Source organism: Desulfovibrio sp. Huiquan2017 (assembly GCF_017351175.1).
Classification (GTDB): Bacteria; Desulfobacterota; Desulfovibrionia; order Desulfovibrionales; family Desulfovibrionaceae; genus Pseudodesulfovibrio.
The window spans coordinates 1-23,385 of the sequence record NZ_JAFMPN010000011.1 but is presented as its reverse complement, the minus strand read 5'-3'; the positions used below and the strand labels follow the sequence as shown (position 1 = coordinate 23,385).

The following is a 23,385-nucleotide window of genomic DNA, read 5'->3' as shown; positions in this document are numbered from 1 at the left end:
GGCATTGCCGGGCAGGGCGTTTTCGCGTCGGGCGTCCGCGTCGGGCTACTCCCCGGGTTTGCAGTCGCGCCTGGCCGCATCCATCTTTTGCCGGATTTGTTCGGCGGTCCCGGTGGTGCGTTGCTTGAGCAGCTCCCGGGCCGTGGCCGCGCTCATGGGTTCGTGGAAGTAGAAGCCCTGGACGCAGTTGCAGGACAGGTTGAGCAACGAGCAGAGCTGTTCCGGGTTTTCCACGCCTTCGGCGACCACGTTGAGGTCCAGGGAGTGCCCCAGAGCGATGACCGCCCTGACGATCTCCATGTTCTCCGGGTCGGTGCGCATGCGCGTGATGAAGGCCCGGTCCACCTTGAGGGTGTCCACCGGCAGTTGCTGGAGTTGGGCCAGGGAGGAGTAACCCGTGCCGAAGTCGTCGATGGAGAAGTGCACCCCGGCCTTCTTGAGCCGGTTGAGGATGCGCAGGGAGGATTCGGGGTTGCCCATGATGGAGGACTCGGTGATTTCGAGCTTGAGGCAGGAGGGCGGCAGCCCGTACCGATCCAGGGTTTTGACCACAATCTTGTCCAGCTCGACGCGTGCGAACTGTTTGCTCGACAGGTTCACGGACATGAAGATGTCGTCCACGCCTTCGGTTTCGTTGCGCCACCCGGCCAGGGTGCGCAGGGCCTGTTGCAGGACCCACTCGCCCAGCGGGATGATCAGCCCGGACTCTTCGGCCATGGGGATGAACTCGCCGGGCGGGATGGCTCCCCGGTCCGGGTGGTCCCAACGGGCCAGGGCCTCGAAGCCGACGATGTCCGAACCGGCCAGATCCATGATCGGCTGATAAACCACGCGGAATTCGTCGTTGGCCAGCCCCCGGCGCATGTCGTTTTCCAGGGTCAATTGATCCACGGCCGTTTCGAGCATGCGTTCGGTGAAGACCTTGAAGCGGTTGCGTCCGGCCTCCTTTGCGCGGTGCATGGCTATGTTGGCGTGCTGGAGTACATCGGCGGCCTTGCCGTCCGTCACCGGGCTGAGGACGATGCCGAAACTGGCCGTGGTCTGGACCTCGTTGCCGTTGAAGCGGAACGGCTCGGACAGTCGTTCGCGCACGCGCTTGATGATGCGGATGGCCTCGCCCGGACTGGACAGCTCGTCCAGGAGCAGGACGAATTCGTCGCCGCCGAATCGCGAGACCGTGTCCAGGGCGCGCATTTCGCTGGTCAGCCGGATGCCCGTTTCGGTCAGGACCATGTCGCCGAAGCGGTGGCCCAGGGAATCGTTGATGATCTTGAAGCGGTCGAGGTCCAGGAAGACGACCGCGAAGAAATAGTTCTCGCGCCGTTTGGCCCTTCGCATGGCCTGGCCCAGCCGGTCCAGGCACAGGGTCCGGTTGGCCAGGTTGGTCAGGGGATCGTGCAGGGCCTGGTGGCGGAGCTGCTCTTCCATGGCCTTGCGATCGGTGATGTCGCGGAAGCTCAGGCGCATGCCCAGCGGCTTGCCGCCGATGCCGGACACGGCCCGGCCGACCGCGCCGAGCCAGCGGGTCTTTCCGTCGGCGGTCAGGATGCGGAAGTCCAGCGGAGCGCCCCGGTCGGAATTGGCCTCCACCAGATAGGCGTCCCAGGCGTCCAGGTCGTCCTTGAGGATGATTTCCCGGATCAGGCCGGGGCTTTCAAAGAACCGCTCGGGCGGATGGCCGGTAATCCGCTGGCAGGCCGGGGAGCAGTAGTGGACCGCGCCGTCCGTGCCGATCCATATCTCCCAGTCGTAGCCGAAGTCCGCGATGGTCCGGTAGCGCTCCTCGCTTTCCTGGAGCACGCGGACCAGCTTTTCCCGTTGTCCCTGGATCTGGATCTTCTTTCGCTCGGTCATGCCCGCCTGCCGGATGACGTACAGCGAAAGCAGGGCGCTGGACAGAAGGATGCCGAGGAAGATCAGGGCCACATGGTCGCGGTACACGCCGATTTCGGTCTGCACTTCGTCGGTGTACAGTCCTGTGCCGAGGACCCAGCCCCATGGGGCGAACAGGCGCACGTGCGAGAGCTTGCGGACGATGCGGTCGGGCTGGTCCTGCCATTGCCAGTAATAGTTCACGAAGGCGTCCGGAGTGCGCCTGGCCACGCGAACGAATTCCATGAAGATCCGCTTGCCCTCGCGGTCGCGGTAGTCGGTCAGGTCCCGGCCGTTCAGCTCCGGGCGGTAGGGGTGCATGATCATGCGGGGGGTCAGGTCCGTGATCCAGAAGTAGGCCTTGGCGTTCGGGCCGTAGCGGGTGGCCTTGACGAAACCCGCGCCCAATCGTTCGGCGTATTCCAGGGAGATTTCGCCCCGCATGGCCATGTCGTTCAGGTGCGTTAGGGTGCCGATCACGGTGTCGGTGATCTCCACGACCTTTTCCTTCTCGACATCGAGCAGGGTCGTTTCCACGGACGGCAGGAGATAAAGGAAAATGGAACCGGTAAAGAGCAGAAGCATCAGGACCGAGGGCAAAAGGACCTTGATGGGGGCGTACTTGAGGTAGTGCGTGTTTTTGTCCTGCGGCATGGCGGCGGGTCATCCTGTTCGGAGTGTCTGACTATCGCACTCTCCATATAGCGTATAAATGGAAAAAAAGGAAATGGGTCGAAACGATTGTTTGCGACGTCGCGTGCGGGGCCCGGAGGGGCGGCCTCAGTTCGGGAACATTCGGGGCCGAACCACAGTGACTTTGTCCCGTCCGGCGTTCTTGGATGCGGCCAGGCCCGATTGCAACCGCTGGGTGAAGTCCGTGGTGGTATCTTCCTCCTCGGCCTGGACCACGCCCAGGGAAAGGGTCATGCGGATCTTGCCGCCGAAGAGCTTGTGGCCTACGAGCATGCGGAGCTTCTCGGCCACGATGGCGGCCCGGTCAACATCCGTGTGCGGGCAGAGGATGACGAATTTGCCGCCGTGCCAGCGGAAAAGGAGGTCGTTGGTCCTGATCTGCGCTTCCAGGTAGTGGGCCAGGTTGGCCAGGAGGCGGTCTCCGGCGGAATAGCCGTGGGTTTGGTTGATGGTCCGGAATTCGTCCACGTCGAGCATGATCCCGGACAGGTCCAGCCCATAGCGCCGGACGTTGCCCAGCTCCCGGGTCATGACCTCTTCGAATTTGCCCCGGTTGTAGGCCTGGGTCAGGCCGTCCAGCACCGCCAGGCGCTGCATCTGCTCGGCCAGATCGTCCGCCCGGGCTGCATCCCGGTTCATCCCGGCCAGGATTTTCTTGAATACGAGCAGCCCCTGGGCCGCGAGGACCAGAAACCCGGCCACCATGCACAGGTAGGCCAACTGCATGAGCCTGTCGTAGTTCCCGCCCGGGTCCAGGCGCAGGGTGTAGACCACTCCGAAACAGACGCACAGCAGCACGGCCAAGGCCAGGACGCTTGCGGCGTACAGGACCTTGTGGCGCGCCGTGGGCCGTGGGGCGGCGGGGTGATCCGTGGGCATGGGGGAGCGGTTATTTCAGGGCGCCTTCAAACGTATAGTAGAGGCTGCCGCTGTCCTTGTCGTTGTCGTAATTCAGCTCGATGGAAAAATCGGGCCACATCCAGCCGTAGCGGAAGCCTATGCCCCGGCCCGCGCCGTAGCGCTGCATGAGCATGTCCTTGAGGAAGAATTGGTTGACCCTTCCCTTGAAGGCGACGCCCACGCGGTAGAGCTTGTCCTCGTGGAAATAATAGGCCACGGACATGATCTCGGCCTTGCCGAAGGTCTTGGGCTCGTCGCGTTTGAAATAGGTGTTTTCGAAGCCCGGTTCCTGGACCGGAACCAGCCCTTTGTCTTCGGACGGGGAAGAACCCCATGTCAGGCCGCGAAAGCCGGTGGGGTGGGGGCTATGGACGTAGTCGGAGGCCATGGCCGGGACGGCCGTCAGGACGGCCAGGGCGAGGAGGAGGATCAGGGCGCGGAGTTTGTTCATTGCCGGTGTCATCTCTCTGAGGATAGAAAAGCATCCAGGATGAGGGCATTGTACGGATTTATAGACGAAAGGCAAGAAGCGGAACTCCTTTCCCGGCGGGGCGGGCCGCGCTTGCGCATTGTCAGCCCGTGATGGGATGTGGTATCGGAGACCATGCGAAGGAGACGCCCATGAAACGATTGGCCGCACTCGCCCTGGCGCTGGCCTTGTTCGCCTGCACCGGTCCCGGTCCCGATGCCGACCGCGTGGACGCCCTGGAGGCCGAGGTCAAGGCCCTGAAGCAGGAGGCGGCCGCGCGCGACAAGGCGGTTCGCGAGGAGTTGGCCCGCGTGCGCGGGAACCTTGAGGACATCCGCGCCCTGCTTGAGTCCGGCAAGGACGGGGGCGAAACCCTCCGTGAACCGGCCCCTTCGGATGAGGAATTGGACGCCAAGGCCAAGGGCTTTGTGGCCGAGAATCTCGATCGGCTCATGGATCTGACCCGCAAGCTCCTGGACAGGATGGAATCCGAACTGGACGACAACACGCCCCCGGCCGCCGGGGAACCGCCCGTCAAGGGCGACGAAATCTGATGGAGACCTTTTGATGAAGACATATATGAAACGGCTGGCCTTTTCGGCCCTGGCCCTGGCCCTGCTGACCGCCGGGTGCGCGGCCGGCAACGCCATCAAGCTGAAGTACGCGCTGATTTCCACCGACTCCCCGTGTGCGGGCGAGATCACGGTCTTTCGCTTCGAGGACAAGCGGCCTGCGGTGGCCCTGGGCAAGACCTCGGACAACCAGACCATCACGTCCCTGTCCGATGTGGCCGAATGGGTGGGCTGGGCCCTGTTCGACGAGTTGGAGAACGCCGGTTGCAAGCCCAAGTACCGGACCGTCACGCTCACGCCCGACGACAATCCCGTGGTTACCGGCGAGGTCCTGGAATTGTCCCTGAACCAGACCGGCATGACCACATACAAGGGCCGCGTCTCCGTGCGCATCAAGGTTTTGCGCGGCGGCGAGACCGTGCACGTCGAGAAGTATATCAGTGAAGTGGAGGACGTGGTCGTGCCCGGCTATTCCTCCGAGGCCGACATTCTGGCCGAGGCCCTGCGCGGGGTCATGTACGAGGCCATTCCGGCCATTGCCGCGGCCGCGAGGAAGTAGCCCGGTTCCGCCCGATTTTCCCCGGTCCGCCGGGCAGCCCCTCCGAGGAGCATACATGTTTGCCGACAAGGATATCTGCAAGCGCTGCGGCGCGTGTCTGAACGAATGTCCCTTCGACCTTATCGTCGAAGACCGCGAGGGCTTTCCCAAGCTCCGCCCCGCCGCCAGGAAAACCTGCATCAACTGCGGGCACTGCGTGGCCGTCTGTCCTGTGGGGGCCGTGACCCTGCCCGAAATGCCCGCCGTGACCCCGGGCCTGTCCCCGGCCCAGTGCGCGCCGTTGGACCGTGGTCTCAAGCTGTCCCCGGCCCAGGCCGACCAGTTCCTGTCCGGGCGGCGTTCGGTTCGCACCTACCGGGACAAGCCCGTGCCCGAGGACGTTCTCAACCACCTTTTTGCCGTGTCCGCCTTCGCGCCCAGCGCCAAGAATGGCCAGCCCGCGCACTGGATCGTGACCCGCACGCCCCAGGCCACCCGCCGCCTGGCGGGCATGACCGTGGACTACATGGCCACCAATTCGATCATGCCCGGCGTGGTCAAGAACTGGGCGCGCGGCGTGGACAAGATCCTGCACGGCGCTCCCCACGTGGCCGTGGCCCATGCCCCCGAGGACGGCTTCAACCCGGCCGAGGACTGCGCCCTTGCCGCCGCCTATCTCGAACTCGCGGCCCACGCCCATGGCCTGGGCGCCTGTTGGGCCGGGTTTCTCATGGAGGTTGCCGAGGGTTGCTGCAACATTCGTAGGGAACTGGGCATTCCCGAGGGCCACGGGGTGTACGCCGCCCTGATGCTCGGCTATCCGAAATACCGCTACCCGCGCATCCCGGCCCGGAAGAACGTCGTGATCGATTGGTTGGATTAGCGATGGGCGGCTCGTTATTTCGAGCTTACCCATGGTGCAGTGGGCCGCTGTCGGGTGCCGTGCATCCGATGCGCTCCGGGTTTTGACGATGCGTTTCCTGGATAAAAGGCAAGCGCCCCGCTCGATACGATATCGAGCGGGGCGCTTGCCTTTCAACTCGTTCTCTCCGCAGCCGCAAGCCGCTTGTGCTCAAGGCGTAAAAAAGGCCCCGTGACGGGGCCTTTTTTCGCAGCGGCAGGGGCGACTAGATGTCGAGCAATGCCGCCTTGATGTTCTTGCGGCCGAATTCCTTGGCTTGGGATTCGTCCCACATGAAGATGTCGATGCGCTGGTGGAAACGCTTGTTCATGAGGTCGTTGATCTCGAAGATGCCCAGACCCTCGATGCGGACCTTGCGGCCGAAAACCCAGCCTTGGTCGAAAAGGTCGCGGGACACGGCGATGGTCCCGGAACGGACCTTGCGCATGGATGCGGCGATGAGCGGGTCGTCGTCGCATTGTTCGGAAGTGGGGTTGTAGGCGGTCACGGTGACCGTACGCACCGGGGACATGTTTTTGGCCTTTTGCAGGAGGCGGGCCTCCTCGACCATGATCTTGCGCGCGTCGGCCGTCTTTTGGGCCAGCTCCAGGCGGTGGGACAGATCGTCGATCTTCTGTTGCTTGACCACCACCACCACCGCCATGATCACCAAGGCTGCGCACAGCACCGGGGTGACGGTGTAGTTGAAGAATATTCGCATACAGGGTTGCTCCGTTGTCGTTTTTAAGTCCGTGGCATATAATGACCGGCCAATACCTTGTCAACGCCTAAGTCTTTTCAATGCAAGACACGGACCTTGGCTAATTAATATACTTGTTTTATTGGATATATTCTTCATTTGCTTCTCCTGAACCTTGCGGGCGTCAAAGGAGAGACCAGGAAAAACAGCCTGTTGCGGCAGGAGGATTTTAAAGCTGTAAATTATTTCTTGATATAGAATATCACTTTGAATATAGTGTCGTCGAAAAAGCGGTAAACACATCTGATTTCATCAAGGATACAAATGGATTCGACGACATTTAGAGTACTTCCCGTGGAACGCGGGGAGGCTTGCCTGCTGTCCACGAGACGCGGGACCTATCTTTTTGACGGGGGCGGGTTGAACGGCGGGTTGCCTCGGCTGCTGCGTGAGCGGCGGGTGGGCAGAATTCGGGCTGCGGTGTGCACATCCGCATCGCCCGGGCGGCTGGGCGGCATCCTGGATCTCATGGGCAGCGGGTATCCGGTCAGCGAGTATTGGCTGCCCGAGGGGCTGCGCGCCTTGGCTACGGCCGTGCGCGGGTTCGACGGCGGGTTCCCGGATTGGCTGGTCCGTTGCGGCTGGCCCGTGCCCGTTGCAGCCTCCTTTCCCGTGCCAGGCACCCTGCCGCCGGTGGGGGATGGGCCGCTCGGCGGGGGCGCGATGCTGGCCCTGCTTGGGGCGGCGGCGTGCATGGGCGGGTTGCCGGACCGTCCACGGCCGTTGACGCCGAAATCCACCCTTGCCTCGGTCGCAGAAATGCTGCTTTCCCGGGCCGCGGGCCCGGGGGGCGGCGGGCTGCTGCCGCTCTGCCTGGACGGCCTGGGCAAGGCCGGGGGGGACGATCCCGGGGCATGGGCCGTGCTCTGCGGCAGGCTGCTGGCCCGTCGGGCCGAAGGGTTGGCCGTGTCCTCCCACGGGGTGGCCCGGGAGATGGCTGGAACTTTGGCTTTGGCCGTGACGGCCGAGGGGCTGTTGGCCCGGGACGGGGGCCGGGTGCGCTGGTTCCGCCAGACCGGGCGGCTGGAGGAGCACCTGGTGCCCCGGCATCCGGTCATGTGCCTGAACGGTCTGCCGCAGCCGGACGAGGCTGGTTGCGCCGGGGGACTCTCGGCGGGCCGCCTGTCGGCTTCGTCCGTGTTCCAGGCTATCCGGCGGCTGGGTGCGTCCGGCGCAGGCCTGGTCTTCCGCTACGGCGACGCCGAGTGCGGCGCGCTGTTGTGCGGCAATTCCAAACTTTCGTTCCTGGGACGGCGCGGGACCCTGTTGCTGACCCGGCCCTCGGTGGTAGCCGCTCCACAGTTGGGCGGCCTGGGCGGCGAGGAGGCCTATGCCCGTATCCGTTCCACCGATCCCGTATCCGACGTCTGGGTGCGTTCGCATGGATCCCACGCCCGCCGGGTGGCCGAGGGGTTTCGTCGGCAGGCGGTCCGGTGCTGTCTTCGCAACTGCCGTGATCGTACCCTTCAGGAGATCTTGTTCGCCTTTGTCCGGGGCCGATGGCGGCGACTGTCCGGCGGGTCCTGTACCTGTATGTGAGCCGAGAGTCGGCGATTTCAGCCGTTCAGGAGCGATTAAAGGGCCACAGCCCTCCCTTTCACCTCATAGGCTCGGTGAAATCACTTTTCAAGCTGTATTTCGGGTGGTAGGTTGACCATTGTAACAGAACCGAAGGGGGAACCATCATGCGGGATTTGTTCGACATCGACCAGTTCCTGGCCAGTCTGGCCCATGACAAGGAGCTGGCCCGGGAACTCGTCGATGCCTTTCTTGAGGATTGCCCGAAGCGCGTGGCTGAATTGACCGAAGCGCTGAATGCGAAAGATGCGGCCAGGGGGACCAAGCTGGCCCATTCTCTCAAGGGCATGTGCGGCGTGGTTCGCGCGGATGTCCTGGGAAGATTGGCTCTGGATATGGAATATGCCGGTCGGGACGGAAATCTGGACGTCATGCGCGAGAGGCTTGGCGTCTTCATCGGGGATCTGGAGCGGGCCCGGGAGCTCATGATCCGTTTCCGGGACGACGGCTGAAGCGGAACCCGGAAACGGGAAAGGCCTGTCCACTCGTGGACAGGCCTTTTTTTATCGCGGGTCGGATGCGGGGTTATTCCGCAGTCTTGGCCGGAGCCTTGTCCGCCTCGGCGGCCGGGGCGGGCGTTTCAGCCTTGGGAGCCTCGGTCGTGGAAGCCGCCGGAGCCTCGGCCTTGGGAGCTTCAGGCGTGGAAGCTGGAGCCTCGGCCTTGGGCGCTTCAGGCAGGGAGAAGTCCATGGTGACCTTGTTCATGGCGGCCACGATGTCCTTGGTGATGTCCACGGCGTCGTCGGACGCGATGACGGCCTGCTTGCTCAGGATCAGGCTCAAGCCCTTTTCCTTGCGGTAGGTATCCAGGACTTCGTTGAACTTGGCGTCCACCATGCCGACGATACGCTGCTGTTCGGCGGTCATGGTGTTCTGCAGCTCGCCCATGGCCAGCTTGTAGGCGGCCACATTCTCTTCGGTCTGGTCGGCCTGCATGGCCTTGTAGGCGGTCTCGGCCTTGTCCTGCAAGGGCTTGCCCATCTCCTGAAGGTGGGCCATGGCCTCGGTGGCCAGTTTGTTGTCCTTGAAGGCGGCGGCCTCGTCCACGATGCCGATCTTGACCGACGGCTCCTGGTTGCAGGCGCTCAGGCCCAGGGCCAGGACGGCGACGAAGAGCAGGGGAAGAATCCGTTTCATTACTATATCTCCATGGTTTCGTTTGATGTCACTCTGATTGCAAAGCCACGTAAGCGTACGCGTGCGGTCGGTGTCTGGCAAGGGAAAGATCATTTGCTCCGGCCGGGGACGTCTCCAGGAGGCTCGGGGCGCTCCGCCCGTCACCCGGCAGGATGTGCCGGGAGCGACCGGGGTTTCCGTTCGGAGATATAGAGTTTTTTCAATGGCACACCCTTTGCTTTTAACGCTTTCGAGAAGGACTTGGGAATTTCTTGCCGGGAATGGGTATCCCGGCGGTTCCCGCGAATCCGGCCCGCGCCGGATCGGAGGAAGTATGAGTTTCGGAAGCATGTACGTGGGTGCCACAGGCGTCATCGCGCACAGTCAGGGCATGCAGGTCCTGGCCAACAACCTGGCCAACGTCGATACCATCGGCTACAAGCGCTCGGGCATCCTGTTCGGTGACCTCATGAGCAAGCAGGTGGCCACGGGCAGCGCCACGTACGATTCGGGCGCCGCGCGCGTCAGCCAGATGGGCATGGGCGTCGCCGTGTCGACCATCCGGGGCATCTTTACGGACGGGCCCTTGTCGGGGTCCACTGCGGCTACGGACCTGGCCATCTCGGGCGACGGATTCTTTGGGATCAACGACCCCTCGGGGAACGTCCGGGGAGCGTCGCACTACACCCGGGCCGGAAATTTCCGTTTCGACAATCAAGCATATCTAGTCAATGCCGAAGGGTATCGCCTGCAGGGCTTCGCCTACGACCGGGAGACCGGCCAGTGGGCCTCCGGCGTCTCTGACGTCCAATTGCCCTATGAGGACATTGTTGAGGACGGCCAGAACGTCCGTGTGGTTCGCTCCCAGCCGTCCGCCACCTCCTCGGTGGAGGTGATCACCCAACTGGACCACTCGGCGACCAGCCGCATCTCCGACCCCAATAACCCGTTCTTCGCCATGCTCGGGGCGTACGCCGCCAACCAGAGCAACGCCGGTTCGACCTTCGGTGAACCTGGGCCGCAGTATTCCACGCCCATGAAAGTGTTCGACGCGGACGGCAACAGCTATGAGATGACCGTCTATTTCGACCCGGTGGAGACCACGAACCTGTCCAACGCCGTGCCTGGCTATACCTATTGGGAATACCTCATCGCCATGCCCGAGGGGTCGGACGGGTCGGCAGCCTATGGCACCTCGGCGGCCGGACTGGCGGGCATGGGGGTACTGACATTCGACGATCATGGGGCGCTGGTCGATATGTCCGCCTTCACCCCGGGCTCGGCGGGCAGTACCGATCCGTCTGACTGGGTCCCGGCCGAATTCAGCGAGGACGGCCAGCCGCAGTTCAACTACACCTTCGGCAGCAACGGCGCCGCCACGGGCGCGGCTTCGACCATTTCCTACGACTTCGGGATAGATTCCAGCACGGGGATGTGGTCCACGGGCGGAGCGAGCAATGCGGCGGCCGTGGGGACCAACGCGGCCTCGCTCCCCGGGATGGACTCCATCAACCGCGACGCCCGCGTGACCACCAGCAAGAGCCTGCCCTCCGCCACCATGTACGGTCTTCAGGACGGCTACGCCTGGGGCTACCTCAATTCCGTCAGCGTGGACGAGAAGGGCGTTCTCAGCGGACATTTCAGCAACGGCCAGACCGAGGAGATGTATCGGGTGGCCATGTACAAGTTCAACAGCCCGTGGGGGCTCAAGCGTGACGGCGGGACCAACTTCGTGGCCACCGACGCCTCGGGCGAGGCGATGCTCGGCCAGGCCGGGGACCGGGGGCGCGGGACCATCAGCCAGAATTCCCTGGAGGAAAGCAATGTGGACATGGCCAAGGAGTTCGCCACAATGATCGTCACCCAGCGTGGCTACCAGGCCAACACCAAGGTCATCACCACCTCGGACTCCCTCCTGAATACGCTCATCTCGATCAAGCGATAGAACGCCCCCGACCGCCTTTTCGGGCGCTGTCCGGTCGATCCGGGCAGCGCCCTTTTTTGCGCATGGCCTTGAATTTCCCTGGCAAACCGGATAGGCAGATCAGGATTCCCAACCAAGGAGCATGTTGTGACGGACATAGACGACGCCCGCGACGCACAGACCATCCTGGAACTGATCCGAGAGGTGGAGCGGGAGGCCCCCGGCGGAGCCGAGGCCCTGTACATGGCCGCCATGCTGGCCGAGTCCCCCCTGCCCTACGATTTCGCGTTGTCCGTGGACGGCACCCCGCACAATCCGGCCCTGGTCAACCCGGCCGCCGCGTTCTTCGCGGCCACGGCCATTATGGACCCGCTGGTCAACCGGGGGTTGGTGGACGCGGACGCGGACCGGCAGGTCTTCGCCCTGCCCGCCGATGTGCGCGACGCCCTGCGCGCTTCCCTGGACCGCGACCTGGCCGCCGAATGGGCCGGACGGGCCATCTACGCCCTGAACCTTATCCTGCCCGATGCGGACCCGGGAAACTGGGCCCTGACCGAATGGCTCCTTCCCCATGTCCTGGCCTGCCGCGGCCTGGCCGCCGACCTCGACGTGCGCACCGCCGCCGCGAACCGGGTCCTGCACCAGACTGGCTTTTCTCTCTATTTCCGGCAGCGCCATCGGGAAGCCTCGGAGCTTCTGGAAGCGGCCATGGCCGTGGACGTGGCCGTCAAGGGCGACCGGCACCCGGACATTGCCGCCGATCTTGAAGGACTGGCCATGGTCTATTGGGCCGGGCGGGATCTCGCCCGGGCCGAGGCGACCTTCCGGGCCTGCCTGGATTTGCAACACGAGATTTTTACCGAAAACAACCCGGCCACGGCTCCGGTCCTGAACGGACTGGGCATGGTCCGGCAGGCGCGCGGCGACCTGGCCGGGGCCGAGGCCGCCCTGAACGAGTGCCTGTCCGTGCTCCGCGCGGCCGACGAGGATCGCAGCCCGGCTGCCGCCTCCTGCCTGCATAATCTGGCCTTGCTCATGGATGCCTTGGACCGTCCCGAGGACGGTCTGCGCAACGTCCTGGCGAGCCTGGAGCTGACCACCGCCCTGTACGGCGAGCATCACCCGGAGACCGCTTCGGCCCACAATCTGGCCGGGCTGCTTTTCGAGCGGCTGGGCAAGGCCCCCGAGGCCGAGGCTCATTTCCGCAAAAGCCTGTCCATCCGGGAGCGCGCCTATGGCGAGGACCACCCCGAGACCGGCCAGGCGCTGTGCAACCTGGCTCTGTTCCTGGACGGCCGGGGACGGGCCGGGGAGGCCCTGGACTGTTTCGAGCGCGGATTCGCGGCCTATGAAGCCTCCCTTGGTCCGGACCATCCGCAGGCGGAGGAAGCCCTGGACAATCTCATCGCCTTTCTGGAACGGACCGCGTCCTCGGATTCGCCCTTGCGCGGGCGGGCCGTGGAGCGCCTCAAACGCATCGTGGAAAAAGCGGGGTAGTCATGCAGCCGATACTTGCCGTGGGGTTGGGGGAGATTCTTTGGGACGTTTTGCCGCAAACCCGCCTGATGGGCGGAGCGCCCGCCAATTTCGCCTATCACGTCAACGTGTTGGGCGGGGTCGGAGTGCCCGTGTCCCGGGTCGGCGATGACAACCTGGGCCGCGAAGTCCTGTCCCTGCTCGTCTGTCTGGGCCTGAATATCGACGCCGTGACCTTGGACCCGGACCATCCCACGGGCACGGTGGACGTCCGCGTGGATGAACACGGCGTGGCCGCCTACGTCTTCCCGGACGATGTGGCCTGGGATTTCCTGACCCTGGATGACGCGTCCCTGACCCTGGCCTCCAACGCGGACGCCGTCTGTTTCGGCACCCTGGCCCAGCGCGCCGGGATCTCTCGGCATGCCGTCCACCGCTTCCTGGCCGAGGCGACCAAGGCACTCAAGGTCTTCGACATCAACCTGCGTCAGGATTTCTATTCCCCCGAACTCATCGCCGAGTCCCTGGACGCGGCGGACATACTCAAGATCAACGACATGGAACTGGGCGTCATGACCCGGCTGTTCGATCTCCCCCGGGGTGAACGGCCCGCCCTGCGCGCACTCATGGAGCGGCACGGGCTCGACCTCGCGGTCCTTACTCGGGGGGCCGAAGGGAGCCTGCTGCTGTCGCCCGACGCGGTCTCGGACCTGCCCGGCAATCCCGTGGAGGTGGCCGATACCATCGGGGCGGGAGATGCGTTCACCGCCGCCCTGGTCCTCGGTTGTCTCAAGGGGTGGCCGCTGGACCAGATCAACCGGTACGCCGCCCGGGTGGCGGAGTACGTGTGCGGCCAGTCCGGTGGCATGCCCGAGATGCCCCGCGAATTGGTCATCGGATAGCCCGCCTGTATCGGACGGGACGCGAGGAGAAAAGCCGCCCTGGGGGCGGCTTTTTTTTGTGACCATGCGCCGGACGGCTACTGGACCAGCAGTTCCTGGCCCGGATGGATCGTCGCCCGGGTGCTCAACTTGTTCAGCTTGCAGAGGCGGTATAGGGTCATGTCGTGGCTCCTGGCGATTTCCGTCAGGGAATCCCCCCGCTTGACCACGTAGGTCTCGGGCTTGAGGGTCTCGCGGTATTTGGCCATGAGCGGGTGGTAGCGTTCGGCGAACTCCCCGGCCGCGCCTTCGGGCAGGAACAGGACGTGCTGGCCGGGCGGGATGACTTCGCTCAAGATCTGGGGGTTGAGGTCCCGGATGTCCTTGTAGTAGGTGCCCGCCGCCTTGGCCACCAGGGTCAGCGGAGTGGGGTATTTGGCCCGCAGCTTGACCCGGTCGAACCGGCGCGGTTTGTAGTAGTCCCCGGGATGCATGTCGAAGCCGTAGCGCGCCGGGTCGGTCAGTATGAGCTTGGCCGCGATGGCCCGGAGCACGTAGCGCTGGGTCTCCTCGGGCAGATGCAGGTGGTAATAGTCCTGGACCTCCTGCATTTTGATCCGTTTTTCCAGCCCCTGCTCGCCCATGTTGTAGGCCGCGCAGGCCAGGGTCCATGAACTAAACTGGTCGTGCAGGTCCCTGAGGTAGGACGCGGCCGCCCGGGTGGCGAAGTAGAAGTTGCGCCGTTCGTCGATGAAGCGGTCCACGGTCAGCTCGTAGTTGCCCGCCGTGGAAGCGATGAACTGCCAGATGCCGCGTGCCCCCCGGCCGGATCCCGCCTTGGGTCTGAGCGCGGATTCGATGACCGCGACGTACTTGAGGTCGTCGGGCATGCCCGCGCCCCGAAACACGGTTTCGATATGCGGGAAATAGCGGCCCGTGCGCTTGAGCCAGAGGATGACCTGGGCGCGGTCCCAGAGCATGAGCAGGAGTTCCTTTTCCAGCCGCTCACGCACCTCGGGCAGGTGCAGGGGCACGAATTCGCCGCAAAAATACAGCGGCCCCTTGATGCGGATGGCCGATTCCAGCGACGGGAAGGCGGCGGCCCGCATGGGGGCGAGCATCTCCATGTCCGCAGCCTCCGCCCGGCCCGGGCCGAGCGGAGCAGCGAACAGTGCAAAGCAGAAAAGAATCAGTCCCGCCGCGAGGGGGAAAGCGGACCGCCGGCTGGGCATGTATGCTCCCGTCAATGCCGGGCGGGGACAAGCCTCCGCAACCGGCCGATTACAGTTTCGATTTCAGCACGATGTCCGTGATGGGGCCGCGCGAGCGGTCGCCCTTGAGGACCATGTGCGCATAGTTCTTGTACCCCTTGAGCTTGCGGACTGTCCAGTTCAGGCCGTTGTTGGACTCGTTGAGGTACGGATTGTCCACCTGCCGGGTGTCTCCCAGGCAGATACATTTGACCCCTTCGCCCATGCGGGTCAGCAGGGCGCGGGTCTCGCCGCGCGACAAGTTCTGCATCTCGTCCACGATGACCACCGCGTTCTCGATGTTCATGCCGCGCAGGAAGGCCACGGGCTGGACCTCGAACTTCTTGGGGTTGAACTTGAACGAATCGCTCTGCGGGTCGAGCCAGATGCGATTGCAGGGCCGGATGTCGTGCAGCTTGATGAGCAGGTCCTGGATGTACTTGATGTACGGCAGCATCTTCTCCTCGATGTCGCCGGGCAGGTAGCCCATCTTGGCTCCGATCTCCACCACCGGCTTGACCAGGTAGATCTTGCGGTAGGGGTTGTCCTTGCGCTCCAGCATCAGGTACAGCGCGGCGGCCAGGGAGAGGAAGGTCTTGCCGTAGCCCGCCTCGGATTGGATGGAGACCAGGTCGATGCCCTCGCACAACATTAGTTCGAGGGCCAGGTTCTGGTACACGCTGCGTGGCCGCACCCCCCATATTTCATGGGTGTAGCCGATCTCCTTGGGCCCGTCCGGTCCATGGAAGATGGGTGTGCCGTTTTCCCAGTGGAAACTGTTGCGTACCGGCTCCTCGCCGTCTTCCACGAATCCGGTGTAGCGCTGGGACTCGGACCGAAACGGGTCGGAATCGCGGTATTCCTCGCTGGGAATGCCGTAGCACTTGGCCTTGATCTGGAGAATGCGGTCATTGGTGATCAGCGTCGCCTCTTCCGGTCCCACATGCAGGATTTCCTTGAGAATCCTGTCGTCCATGAGCGTGTCCGTCAGGGTCATGGCGAAGTCCGGGGGGAAGATGTTGACGGCGTCGTCTTCGAGGATGGCCCGCACCGCCTGGGAGACGATGTGACCGATACGCGGGTCTTTTTTCAGGCCGTCCAGTTCATCAAGGACGGTGTAGGGGATGTATATCTGGTTTTCCACCCCGTTGCGCAGGGCGATGATGCATTTGGGATTTTCAATGAGGACGTTGGTGTCGAGGACGAAATGCTTTTGGGCCATAATCCCCCGTCCGGCGGTTGGAGTTGATTCCTGGTTTTTTCACGACGTGTCCCCGTGGCCGGGAATCAGCGAATCAATTTCATTGTGCGCCTCCGCTAAAGGTTCAACCCGTTATGCGAACCATGACTATTTTTCACGAAAAAGTCTAGACGGAACATGCCCCGGGGAGCGGGCTGAGGTCATGGCGAACGGGTGACGATCCGGCGGCCCGGCAAGTCCGCGCGGCGTGGCAAAACCCGAATAAAATCCTTGGCGCGCGGGGTGTTGCGGCCGGCTCAACGTAAAATATCGGGTCTATATCTATTTGGAATTAAAGAATAATATTAATCCGGAAAATCCGGTTGCCGCCCCTAAGCATTCACGCTCCGCGGCCGATAAGAGTAGCAACCAAGTTTCTCCCGGGTTGTGTCCGGGGGGAGGGAAACGCATCCGCATGGTTGCGGGAGGGCGCGGGCGCATGGACGCGGTCGAGGCTGTCGCAGCGGATGAGGGGAGACCTTGGGGAAGGGCGCTTGCGCCCTCCCCGCAGACTTCAATAACCCAGGGAGGGGTTAATGAAGGTTTACGAAGACTGCCGCAGATCCTCTGCGGCCCACATGGAAACCGAGCGCGTGTTCGACGGCTTTGACGACGTTGACACCGGCCGCCATCGGGACACCGCCGAGGAGCGGGCGGACAAGATCGCCCGGCTCAAGGAGGCCGTGAACTCCGGACGGTACGAGCCCGACGTCATGGACATCGCCCAGTTGCTGACTTCGGCCATGGACCCGACGCTCTGATCGTGAACGCATCGGTGCTCAGGGCCGGGGCGGGACGTTGTTCCCGCCCCGGCCCTGTCGTTTTTCCGCCACGCCTGCCCAGCCCGCGCGCACGGGGGCGGCGTTCCCGTTTTTTTCCGTTACTCCGGGAGGTTGACCACAGCGGGATAATCTGATGATCTGCGGAAGGCCCTCAAACCGCATACCGTCTTCGGAGGAACGCCCATGGGCTCCGCACCCCGCATGGATTGGAACAAATTGCTCGACGTCACGCGTCCGACTCCCGACAAGCCCGGCAGGGATGTCCGCAGCCCGTTCCAGAGAGATATCGACCGGATCACCTTCAGCGACGCCTTCCGCAGGCTGGCCCGCAAGACCCAGGTCCATCCGCTCAATGAAAACGACCACATCCATTCGAGGCTGACCCACAGCCTGGAGGTGGCCTCCGTCGGCAAGAGCCTGGGGATGCACGTCGGCAGGTTCTTGCAGGAAAACGGCGAATTGCCCATGGCCACGCCGCCCGACGCGATCGGGGAAATCGTCCAGGCGGCCTGCATGGCCCACGACATCGGCAACCCGCCCTTCGGACACAGCGGGGAAGCCGCCATCAAGAACTGGTTCCAGAGCCACCCCGAAGCCATCCAGTCGCTGGCGGTCGAGTGCCGCACGGACTTCACCCGATTCGACGGCAACGCCATGGCCATCCGCATCCTGCTCAGCACGGGCTTCTACCAGGACGGTTTCAACCCCACCAACGCGGTCATCGGGGCCGCGCTCAAGTATCCCTGGCCCTCCTCCTTCGATACGGGCAAGGACAAGTTCAGTTTTTTCCAGACAGAGGCCCGGCTCGTTCACGCTGTTGCGAAGAAGCTCGGCCTGATCGACCTGGGGGACCGTTTCGCCCGCCATCCCCTCGCGTTCCTGGCCGAGGCCGCGGACGACATCTGCTACCGGACCATCGACATGGAGGATGCCACCGAACTGGGCATCGTGCCGGAAGATTTCATGCTGAAGAAGTTTGCTCCCGCCCTGGAATGGGCTCCCCGCAAGGCCGACTATAAAAGATATGCCCGCCTGCACTACCGGCAGCGCAACAGCATCATCCGGACCAAGCTCATCGGCCTGGCCACTGAAGAAATCATCGACCTGTTCACCGTCAACCACGAGGCCATCATGACGGGGGCGCTGGATCCGACGGCGAGCCTGATGGAATTTTCCCGGAACGGCATCTGCCGTATCATCCATTCCGCCTACAAGGAACTTTCCAACGACCTGTTCTATTCCAGGCGCAAGGCGATTCTGGAGATCGGGGCGGGCAACGCCATTAGCGTGCTGCTGGATCAGATCATGGCGGAGGCCCCGCGCATCTGCACCGGGGAGGAATCCACCCACAAGGAAAAGATCGTCCGCCTGCTCGGAGCCGACAATATGGACCGGATCGTCAAAGGCGCCGACTGCCACTACAAGGTGGCCATAGCCGTTCTGGACTACATCTCCGGCATGACCGACCACTATGCGACCGATCTGTGCCGCAAGTTCCTGGGGTTGGGATACTGAGGGGGCGGGGAGACGGGGAAACGGCCGGCCCGGAACCATTCCGGAACCGGCCGTTTCGCGTTAGGAGGTGCAATGTCCCTTTGTCGAGGCCGATGGGGGCGGGACGTTGAGGCCTAGCCGCCGAACCAACCGGGGGACAGGACGTTCAAAGCCTTGGTGTAGTGTACGCGCAGCTTTTCCAGCTTTCCGCCGATGCGCGCTTCCTGGCTTTCCAGGCTGGCCGGGCATGCCGCCAGCATGTCCGAGGATATGGCCTCGATTTCCTTGACCAGGGACTTGATGAGATTGATTTCATCGGCCAAATCGCCGCTCTTCTCGGAGGCCAGGACGTCGTACAACCGGGCCTTCCAGGCATTGAGCTCCATTTCGAGCCCCTTGCAATAATGGGCGACGGCCGCTTCCTTGCCTGCCGTGTTCGGGCAGCCGTCGATGCCGGTACAACTGGGGCAAGGGCCGGGGTAATCCATATTGGGCATGATTTCTCTCCTCATGGTTGAAGGTTATCCCTGCTCTTCGCATACCATGTATTGCTTATTTATCCCGTTATAATTTTATCCGGATGCCTTGTTCGCGGGCGCAAAAAAAAACGGATTCGGGGTTGCCCGAATCCGTTTCGTTTTTGTGAAGAGGTGCAGGAATTACTTCTCGGCGGCCACGTACCAGCCGCTCGATTTGGTCAGCAGGTCCTGAACCCGGCCCACCAGGGCGTGGGGGTCGGTCAGGTAGCCTTCCAGCAGCAGAGCCGATTCATAGAGTTGCCGGGCGGCCTGTTCGATGAATGGATCGTTCTCGTCCTTTTCCAGGATGGTCAGCATGTTGCGGATGAGCGGATGGTCCGGGTTGATCTCCAGGACCTTCTTGGGGATGGAGGTGTCCTTGCTCATGACGCGCATGATCTTGTCCATGGACGAGGTCACGTTGCCGTCCGGGTTGGCCAGGCAGACCGGAGACTCGGACAGTCGGGTGGACGCCTTGACCTCGGTCACGGCGTCGCCGAGGACGTCCTTGATGCGCTTGAGCAGGTGGTCCAGCTCGGTCTTCTGCTCGTCGGACAGGGCCTCGGGCCGTTCGGCCTTTTCCACGTCTTCGAACTTGTCGAGCTTGTCCATGTCCGCGTGCTCGGCCGAGACCAGGGCATAGCCCTCATATTCGCGCAGGGCATCCATGACGAACTCGTCGATGGGCTCGAAGAGATACAGAACCTCCAGGTGCTTGCGCCGGAAGACCTCCAGATGCGGAGAGAGGCCGAGCGCCTGGCGGCTCGGGCCGTAGGCGTAGTAGATTTCCTTCTGGTCTTCCTTGGCCCGGGATATGTAGTCGGCCAGCGAGGTCAGCCCCGTGTCGTCGTCCAGGGCCGAGGAATTGAAACGCACCAGCCCGGCGAACTTGTCCTTGTTCAGGAAGTCCATGTAGCCCGCCTTGAACAGCTCGCCGTGGGCGCGCCAGAACTCGGCGTAGCGGTCGGCGTCGTCCTTGGTCATCTTGGCCAGGTGGTCGAGCACCTGCTTGACCAGGGTGGAGCTGATCTTGCGCATGAGCAGGTTGTCCTGCAACGTCTCGCGCGAAATGTTCAGGGGCAGGTCCTCGGTGTCCACCACGCCCTTGATGAAGCCCAGATACTCAGGGAGCAGATCCTTGTTCTGTTTTTCAATGAGCACCCGGCGCACGTACAGGTCCAGTCCCCGGTTCTCGCGGCCCAGGCCGAACGGGTCGTCGCCGCGCTTCGGAATGAACATCAGCGCGTTGAACTGCACGGGCGCGTCCACCGAGGTGTGCAGGGTCTCGAAGGGGTCGTCCGGGTCGAAGGTCAGGAATTTGTAGAATTCGGCGTACTGCTCGGGTTTGATCTGGAATTTGGGCTCACGCCACAGGGCCTGGATGGTGTTGACCCGCTCGTCGCCCACGAAGATGGGGAAGTTGATGAAGTTGGAGTGCTTCTTGACCACCTGCTTGATGTGCGCCGTGTTGGTGAACTGGGAGGCCTCGTCGTCCTTCAGGTGAACCTTGATCTCGGTGCCGTGCGGGCGGTCCTCGTCCAGTTCCTGCAACTTGTAGTCGGTGCGGCCGTCCGAGGTCCAGGTAAGGGCCTTGGCCCCCTCGGCCATGGACCGGGTGGTCACCTCGACCTTGTCGGAAACCATGTATACGGAATAGAAGCCCACGCCGAACCGGCCGATGAGCGAATCCAGTGATTCCTTGCCTTCTTCGGCCAGCTTGGCCAATTCGGCCGTGCCCGAGTGGGCGATGGTGCCGATGTTGCTCATGAGCTCGTCGCGGGTCATGCCGATGCCGGTGTCGGTCACGGTCAGGGTCTTGGCGTCCGCGTCGCAGGTGATGCGGATCTCCGGGGCCAGTTCATCTTCGGCGCCCTCGGCCTGGCTCTTGAAGCGGGCCTTCTCCAGTGCGTCGGATGCGTTGGAGATCAGCTCGCGGAGAAAGATTTCCTTGTTGGTGTACAACGAGTGCACCAGGATATCGAGGAGTTGGCTGACTTCAGCCTTGAATTTGTGGGTGGTTTTCTTGCCCATGAAAAGTACCTCCGTAGGGGATGACGTGCGCCCGCCGGGTGCACGGCATCGCGTACCCGGCGGGACTTTTTCATAGAGAGAGTATGTTCGGGAATGGCGTCCCGGGAACCCGTTCTAAGTAGATACGGATTTGATCTTGTCAAGCAGGTACTTTTCCATTTCACGCCGATCTTTGCGCAAACGGATCATTTCCGCCTCCATGACCGCGAGTTTTTCCTTGAGCTCCTGGTTCTCGGCCTTGAGCGTTTCGGTCTCCTGTATGGCGGCGGAGATGCGCAGGGCCGTCTCCTCCAGCCCGGTGCGGATGTCGGCCACGTCGGGCGATGTCGTGTTTTCGGCGTCGAGCACCGAGCGGATGCCCTCGCCCACGGACCGGGCGATCTCCAGCCCGATGGCCGCGGCCATGCCCATGACCTGATCCATGGACCCGGCGGCCTGGACCGGCGCGGTCCCGCTCGTGGCGGCGGGCACGGAATCCGCCTGCAATGGGTAGTCCTGGGACAGTTGGTCCATGACGTCGCGGGCCGTGTGTCCTTCCTTGAGCAGCCGGGAAATGGTCGAAAAGATCTCCACCGCTTCGGGCTTGAAGCGCTTCTGGCGACCGCGCCCCACACTCGGCAGATGCTGAGCGAAGCGGTTCTTCCAGTAATGCACCGTGGATTCGGGCAGGTCGAGCTCGCGGGCGATATCGGCCACGGACAACACTTTCTTGCCGGTCATGACATGCTCCCTTGACGTGCTTGTGGTCCTTGTTGTTTTTCATTGGAGTAGCGGAAATATCGCTTTCCGACAAGAAAAAACAGATTCCATCATACTCATTTCACATGAAATTTTATTGACCACAACAAACTGCAATTCGTTCTCATTGTAATTCTTGAATTTTTCTAGACTTTTTTGTGGAAACCGGCTCGGTCACCGTGGATTTGCGCTTGGGAGCGGAACTCTTTATGGTCGAGCGGCCGCATTGAAGACAGGTCGAAGGGAGATGCCCCGCATGAAATCGCTGCTCGCCTCCAAAGCGTTCTACACCTTGATCCGAGTGACCCTCGGCCTGCTCTTCGTCTACGCCGGTACCCTCAAGCTCATGAACCCCGAAGGGTTCGCCGTGACCATTAACATATACGGTTTGGTCACTTGGAAAATGGCGGGCTTTCTGTCCTACGCCATCCCCGTGGTGGAGATCCTGTCCGGTCTGGGGCTCGTCCTCGACGTGCGCGGGGCCCTGGCGATGGTTGTGGCACAGTTGTTGGGGTTCATGGTCGTCCTGCTGTATGCCCTTTATCTCGGCCTTGATGCGGACTGCGGCTGTTTCGGCACTCCCAAGAACACGGACAATGCTCCTTCCGGCCCGCTTCCGGCCTTTTTCCGCGACGCCGTCATGCTCGCCGGTTGCCTCCTGCTCTACGCTCAGCGCCGTGCCGCCTGTTTCCGTCCCCGGGCCTTGGGCCGGTTGTTCGGCACAAGCGAACGCCGCTAGGCCCGCCGTTCGCGGCGATCACCCGATGGGGCGCGGGGCTCGGGAAGGGGCAAGCCTATTGAGCCCGCCCGATTCCCGCGGCGAAGCGGCTTGCAACTTCCGATTTTTCTTTCGATGGGCCGAGGGGCCAGGATGCGAGAAAAGGCGGGACCGTTTCGACAGTCCCGCCTTTGCCTGTGCCGTGCGCCGCGCGCCTACTGGACGAGTTGCCAGGAGCCGTCGGGCTGGCGGTAGGCCTTGGCGTAGACGGTTTGCGAGGAGCCGTCGGCCATGTGGGTCTTGATGGTCACGTCGCGCTCCACGCGGCCGTCGCGGTATTGCCGGGGCGGCTCGGGGATGGCCTCGTAGTGGGTGCGGGTGTCGGGGTTGACCCATCTGTCGGTGTAGCCCGAGGGGGTGGACTCCAGCGTGGAGGCCAGTTGCGCCTGGTCGGCCTTTTCCATCTCGTTGCCCACGATGTAGCCGACGAGTAGGCCCGCGCCAGCGCCGATGGCCGCGCCCGAAATCTTATTTTTGAAGGTCAGGGCCCCGAGGGTGGCGCCTGCCAGGGTGCCGATTCCGGCGGCGCTTTGCGCCTGGGTGGTCTGGCAGCCCGCCAGCGGGGTCAGCAGCAGCATCAATGACGCGGCGGTCTTCAATATGGCGTTTTTCATGACGTATTCCTCCTTGCAGCCTCACGGCCTGTTTCTGGTTCCGGCCGCTCGGCCTTGCTCTCAGGCAGGAAGAAGCATGGGATGTGCCATTTGTATCTTTTTAGAATTGCTATGTATTCGTTGAGGTGAGCAGAGGCGTGCGCACACAAACTGCGCACCGGATGCAAGAAACGTCCGTGGACGGGAGCGGCTGCCGCCGCGCTGGGGGGGCGGGGCGCGACAAAAATACCATGTCGGCACTCCCGAGTTTTGCTGGTAAC

At 63.0% G+C, this 23,385-nt stretch carries 22 protein-coding genes; 11 read left to right on the top strand and 11 right to left on the bottom strand.

The window, feature by feature from the left end; genetic code table 11:
• Positions 1-45 precede the first annotated feature (45 nt).
• The 3 genes from J0909_RS10630 to J0909_RS10620 all read right to left on the bottom strand — a co-directional run bounded on the left by J0909_RS10630 (position 46) and on the right by J0909_RS10620 (position 3,916).
• Positions 46-2,526, bottom strand: a complete 2,481-nt coding sequence (locus J0909_RS10630) for an EAL domain-containing protein (RefSeq protein WP_207262707.1) — start codon at positions 2,524-2,526, stop codon at positions 46-48.
• A 126-nt stretch (positions 2,527-2,652) separates the two neighbouring features.
• The gene (locus tag J0909_RS10625) at positions 2,653-3,444 is read right to left on the bottom strand and encodes a GGDEF domain-containing protein (RefSeq protein WP_207262705.1); all 792 of its coding nucleotides are present in this window, start codon (positions 3,442-3,444) and stop codon (positions 2,653-2,655) included.
• Positions 3,445-3,454: 10 nt separating this feature from the next.
• On the bottom strand, positions 3,455-3,916 hold the full coding sequence (locus tag J0909_RS10620) for a hypothetical protein (protein WP_207262703.1): 462 nt from the start codon (positions 3,914-3,916) through the stop codon (positions 3,455-3,457).
• Between the two features lie 170 nt (positions 3,917-4,086).
• On the opposite strand from J0909_RS10620, the gene J0909_RS10615 reads away from it, so the two are divergent.
• Genes J0909_RS10615 through J0909_RS10605 form a run of 3 tightly spaced genes read left to right on the top strand, consistent with a single transcriptional unit; the run spans position 4,087 to position 5,927 of the window.
• Positions 4,087-4,488, top strand: a complete 402-nt coding sequence (locus tag J0909_RS10615; RefSeq protein ID WP_207262701.1) for a hypothetical protein — start codon at positions 4,087-4,089, stop codon at positions 4,486-4,488.
• Positions 4,489-4,501: 13 nt separating this feature from the next.
• Entirely contained in the window at positions 4,502-5,065 is a 564-nt protein-coding gene (locus tag J0909_RS10610) for a hypothetical protein (RefSeq protein WP_207262699.1), read from the top strand.
• A 55-nt stretch (positions 5,066-5,120) separates the two neighbouring features.
• Positions 5,121-5,927, top strand: coding sequence for a nitroreductase family protein (locus J0909_RS10605; protein WP_207262697.1), 807 nt, complete (start codon positions 5,121-5,123; stop codon positions 5,925-5,927).
• A 244-nt stretch (positions 5,928-6,171) separates the two neighbouring features.
• Here J0909_RS10605 and J0909_RS10600 read toward each other — a convergent pair whose 3' ends face one another.
• The gene (locus tag J0909_RS10600) at positions 6,172-6,666 is read right to left on the bottom strand and encodes a 3D domain-containing protein (RefSeq protein ID WP_207262695.1); all 495 of its coding nucleotides are present in this window, start codon (positions 6,664-6,666) and stop codon (positions 6,172-6,174) included.
• Between the two features lie 303 nt (positions 6,667-6,969).
• On the opposite strand from J0909_RS10600, the gene J0909_RS10595 reads away from it, so the two are divergent.
• The gene (locus J0909_RS10595; protein ID WP_207262693.1) at positions 6,970-8,244 is read left to right on the top strand and encodes a hypothetical protein; all 1,275 of its coding nucleotides are present in this window, start codon (positions 6,970-6,972) and stop codon (positions 8,242-8,244) included.
• 146 nt (positions 8,245-8,390) lie between these two features.
• Entirely contained in the window at positions 8,391-8,735 is a 345-nt protein-coding gene (locus J0909_RS10590) for an Hpt domain-containing protein (RefSeq protein ID WP_207262692.1), read from the top strand.
• A gap of 73 nt (positions 8,736-8,808) precedes the next feature.
• Here the strand turns inward: J0909_RS10590 and J0909_RS10585 are convergent, their stop codons facing one another.
• Positions 8,809-9,420 carry an OmpH/Skp family outer membrane protein gene (locus tag J0909_RS10585; protein ID WP_207262691.1) on the bottom strand — a complete coding sequence of 204 codons (612 nt, stop codon included), beginning with the start codon at positions 9,418-9,420 and terminating at the stop codon, positions 8,809-8,811.
• A 313-nt stretch (positions 9,421-9,733) separates the two neighbouring features.
• Here J0909_RS10585 and J0909_RS10580 point away from each other — a divergent pair, with 313 nt between their 5' ends.
• The 3 genes from J0909_RS10580 (at position 9,734) to J0909_RS10570 (ending at position 13,701) form a co-directional block, all read left to right on the top strand.
• Positions 9,734-11,344 carry a flagellar hook protein FlgE gene (locus tag J0909_RS10580; protein WP_207262690.1) on the top strand — a complete coding sequence of 537 codons (1,611 nt, stop codon included), beginning with the start codon at positions 9,734-9,736 and terminating at the stop codon, positions 11,342-11,344.
• 126 nt (positions 11,345-11,470) lie between these two features.
• Entirely contained in the window at positions 11,471-12,820 is a 1,350-nt protein-coding gene (locus tag J0909_RS10575) for a tetratricopeptide repeat protein (protein WP_207262689.1), read from the top strand.
• A 2-nt stretch (positions 12,821-12,822) separates the two neighbouring features.
• On the top strand, positions 12,823-13,701 hold the full coding sequence (locus J0909_RS10570; RefSeq protein ID WP_207262688.1) for a carbohydrate kinase family protein: 879 nt from the start codon (positions 12,823-12,825) through the stop codon (positions 13,699-13,701).
• A gap of 77 nt (positions 13,702-13,778) precedes the next feature.
• On the opposite strand, the gene J0909_RS10565 is transcribed toward J0909_RS10570, so the two are convergent.
• Together J0909_RS10565 and J0909_RS10560 are read right to left on the bottom strand one after the other, a co-directional pair.
• The gene (locus tag J0909_RS10565) at positions 13,779-14,807 is read right to left on the bottom strand and encodes a lytic transglycosylase domain-containing protein (protein WP_286181952.1); all 1,029 of its coding nucleotides are present in this window, start codon (positions 14,805-14,807) and stop codon (positions 13,779-13,781) included.
• Between the two features lie 154 nt (positions 14,808-14,961).
• Positions 14,962-16,152, bottom strand: a complete 1,191-nt coding sequence (locus J0909_RS10560) for a PhoH family protein (protein WP_207262686.1) — start codon at positions 16,150-16,152, stop codon at positions 14,962-14,964.
• Between the two features lie 554 nt (positions 16,153-16,706).
• Here J0909_RS10560 and J0909_RS10555 point away from each other — a divergent pair.
• On the top strand, positions 16,707-16,931 hold the full coding sequence (locus J0909_RS10555) for a flagellar biosynthesis anti-sigma factor FlgM (RefSeq protein WP_207262684.1): 225 nt from the start codon (positions 16,707-16,709) through the stop codon (positions 16,929-16,931).
• A gap of 204 nt (positions 16,932-17,135) precedes the next feature.
• A complete protein-coding gene (gene dgt / locus J0909_RS10550) occupies positions 17,136-18,467 on the top strand; it encodes a dGTP triphosphohydrolase (RefSeq protein ID WP_207262682.1) in 1,332 nt (443 codons plus the stop codon).
• A gap of 113 nt (positions 18,468-18,580) precedes the next feature.
• Here dgt and J0909_RS10545 read toward each other — a convergent pair whose 3' ends face one another.
• The 3 genes from J0909_RS10545 to J0909_RS10535 all read right to left on the bottom strand — a co-directional run bounded on the left by J0909_RS10545 (position 18,581) and on the right by J0909_RS10535 (position 21,715).
• On the bottom strand, positions 18,581-18,943 hold the full coding sequence (locus J0909_RS10545; RefSeq protein WP_207262680.1) for a hypothetical protein: 363 nt from the start codon (positions 18,941-18,943) through the stop codon (positions 18,581-18,583).
• A gap of 162 nt (positions 18,944-19,105) precedes the next feature.
• Positions 19,106-20,995: a molecular chaperone HtpG gene (gene htpG, locus J0909_RS10540; protein WP_207262677.1), complete on the bottom strand. Its 1,890-nt coding sequence runs from the start codon at positions 20,993-20,995 to the stop codon at positions 19,106-19,108.
• Between the two features lie 114 nt (positions 20,996-21,109).
• Positions 21,110-21,715, bottom strand: a complete 606-nt coding sequence (locus tag J0909_RS10535) for a MerR family transcriptional regulator (protein ID WP_207262675.1) — start codon at positions 21,713-21,715, stop codon at positions 21,110-21,112.
• Between the two features lie 274 nt (positions 21,716-21,989).
• On the opposite strand from J0909_RS10535, the gene J0909_RS10530 reads away from it, so the two are divergent.
• A complete protein-coding gene (locus J0909_RS10530) occupies positions 21,990-22,472 on the top strand; it encodes a DoxX family protein (protein ID WP_207262674.1) in 483 nt (160 codons plus the stop codon).
• Positions 22,473-22,666: 194 nt separating this feature from the next.
• Here the strand turns inward: J0909_RS10530 and J0909_RS10525 are convergent, their stop codons facing one another.
• Positions 22,667-23,125 carry an RT0821/Lpp0805 family surface protein gene (locus J0909_RS10525; RefSeq protein WP_207262673.1) on the bottom strand — a complete coding sequence of 153 codons (459 nt, stop codon included), beginning with the start codon at positions 23,123-23,125 and terminating at the stop codon, positions 22,667-22,669.
• Between the last annotated feature and the right edge of the window lie 260 nt (positions 23,126-23,385).

Bases quoted from the DNA above. Each gene is read 5' to 3' on its own strand.
- J0909_RS10620 (WP_207262703.1), bottom strand. From the start codon at position 3,916: ATGAACAAACTCCGCGCCCTGATCCTCCTCCTCGCCCTGGCCGTCCTG.
- J0909_RS10595 (WP_207262693.1), top strand. From the start codon at position 6,970: ATGGATTCGACGACATTTAGAGTACTTCCCGTGGAACGCGGGGAGGCT.
- J0909_RS10545 (WP_207262680.1), bottom strand. From the start codon at position 18,943: ATGCCCAATATGGATTACCCCGGCCCTTGCCCCAGTTGTACCGGCATC.
- J0909_RS10555 (WP_207262684.1), top strand. From the start codon at position 16,707: ATGAAGGTTTACGAAGACTGCCGCAGATCCTCTGCGGCCCACATGGAA.
- J0909_RS10530 (WP_207262674.1), top strand. From the start codon at position 21,990: ATGAAATCGCTGCTCGCCTCCAAAGCGTTCTACACCTTGATCCGAGTG.
- J0909_RS10570 (WP_207262688.1), top strand. From the start codon at position 12,823: ATGCAGCCGATACTTGCCGTGGGGTTGGGGGAGATTCTTTGGGACGTT.
- htpG (WP_207262677.1), bottom strand. From the start codon at position 20,995: ATGGGCAAGAAAACCACCCACAAATTCAAGGCTGAAGTCAGCCAACTC.
- J0909_RS10615 (WP_207262701.1), top strand. From the start codon at position 4,087: ATGAAACGATTGGCCGCACTCGCCCTGGCGCTGGCCTTGTTCGCCTGC.
- J0909_RS10610 (WP_207262699.1), top strand. From the start codon at position 4,502: ATGAAGACATATATGAAACGGCTGGCCTTTTCGGCCCTGGCCCTGGCC.
- J0909_RS10605 (WP_207262697.1), top strand. From the start codon at position 5,121: ATGTTTGCCGACAAGGATATCTGCAAGCGCTGCGGCGCGTGTCTGAAC.
- J0909_RS10625 (WP_207262705.1), bottom strand. From the start codon at position 3,444: ATGCCCACGGATCACCCCGCCGCCCCACGGCCCACGGCGCGCCACAAG.
- J0909_RS10565 (WP_286181952.1), bottom strand. From the start codon at position 14,807: ATGGAGATGCTCGCCCCCATGCGGGCCGCCGCCTTCCCGTCGCTGGAA.
- dgt (WP_207262682.1), top strand. From the start codon at position 17,136: ATGGGCTCCGCACCCCGCATGGATTGGAACAAATTGCTCGACGTCACG.
- J0909_RS10525 (WP_207262673.1), bottom strand. From the start codon at position 23,125: ATGAAAAACGCCATATTGAAGACCGCCGCGTCATTGATGCTGCTGCTG.
- J0909_RS10590 (WP_207262692.1), top strand. From the start codon at position 8,391: ATGCGGGATTTGTTCGACATCGACCAGTTCCTGGCCAGTCTGGCCCAT.
- J0909_RS10585 (WP_207262691.1), bottom strand. From the start codon at position 9,420: ATGAAACGGATTCTTCCCCTGCTCTTCGTCGCCGTCCTGGCCCTGGGC.
- J0909_RS10560 (WP_207262686.1), bottom strand. From the start codon at position 16,152: ATGGCCCAAAAGCATTTCGTCCTCGACACCAACGTCCTCATTGAAAAT.
- J0909_RS10580 (WP_207262690.1), top strand. From the start codon at position 9,734: ATGAGTTTCGGAAGCATGTACGTGGGTGCCACAGGCGTCATCGCGCAC.
- J0909_RS10630 (WP_207262707.1), bottom strand. From the start codon at position 2,526: ATGCCGCAGGACAAAAACACGCACTACCTCAAGTACGCCCCCATCAAG.
- J0909_RS10535 (WP_207262675.1), bottom strand. From the start codon at position 21,715: ATGACCGGCAAGAAAGTGTTGTCCGTGGCCGATATCGCCCGCGAGCTC.
- J0909_RS10600 (WP_207262695.1), bottom strand. From the start codon at position 6,666: ATGCGAATATTCTTCAACTACACCGTCACCCCGGTGCTGTGCGCAGCC.